Here is a 930-nt window from a genome sequence, read left to right on the forward strand (position 1 = left end):
CTCAAATAGTGGACTGAGAACTTGATGAATGGCTTGTTGAACGACTCTATCCACTACTGTTGGTATTCCCAATTTGCCATCTTTCCATTTTCTTTTGGGATCTCCACTCTTAAGGCAGCTTGTGGTTGGTATTTTCTTGTTCTGATGCGCTGACGCAGTTCATCTTTGTTCTCTTTCAGGTATTGCTTTAGTTCGTCGACTGTTACTCCGTCGACCCCACTTGCACCTTTATTTTTATAGACACGTATGTAGGCTTCGTTCATATTTTTATTACTTAGGATTTGTTCTAAAAGTTCCACACTCGTTTCTCCTTTCCTCTCACGTAGTAAGTGATATCTCCATTTTGGTTATTCTTTGAGGTACGCTCATACTTTCACCATTAACACATTCGGAGTCCGTCACTTACGCATTCGTGGCGTTGAAACACTATAAATTGTTCAGCCCTTCATGAAATTATTTCATTACTATGGCTTCTGCTGACTTCTTGCGACTAACCTTTTTCGACTGTACTTCTGTACTTCTGTACATCCGCAAGACCTCCCAGGGTAAGACACCTATCTTTCCTCTTTTACTCGCCTGATTTACTCTATAAAGTTACGCACATCTTTTGGACTTTAACTTGTCTTGGAGTTTAATCCCTTTATAGAGCCTTAGTATCAGATTCCTGTTCGTCGAGCCAAGATTTTATTCCACGCTTCCTCCAGCCCTTACCTCACGATAAGTACCTTGCGCTTCCTTAGTGGTTGGTCGATGTGTACCCCCACAGTGGACTTTCACCACCTAGATAGTTGCCATGCCTGGCACACAAGAAAAAGCCGCCTTAAAGACAGCTTGATCTTCAGCTAACGCACCTGTTAGCATTCCTGTAGATCGTTAAATATCAGGTTTGAAAAAAATAGAGCCCCTCAGTAAGATACGAGTATAGAGACC

At 41.9% G+C, this 930-nt stretch carries 1 protein-coding gene; it reads right to left on the bottom strand.

Annotated elements, in window-relative coordinates; all coding sequences use genetic code 11:
• Nucleotides 1–53: 53 nt before the first annotated feature.
• Nucleotides 54–299: a hypothetical protein gene (locus tag N9I19_RS24950; RefSeq protein WP_317779365.1), complete on the bottom strand. Its 246-nt coding sequence runs from the start codon at nt 297–299 to the stop codon at nt 54–56.
• Nucleotides 300–930: the final 631 nt, after the last annotated feature.

This window comes from Peribacillus sp. CSMR9 (assembly GCF_033141925.1).
GTDB classification, from domain to species: domain Bacteria; phylum Bacillota; class Bacilli; order Bacillales; family DSM-1321; genus Peribacillus; species Peribacillus simplex_A.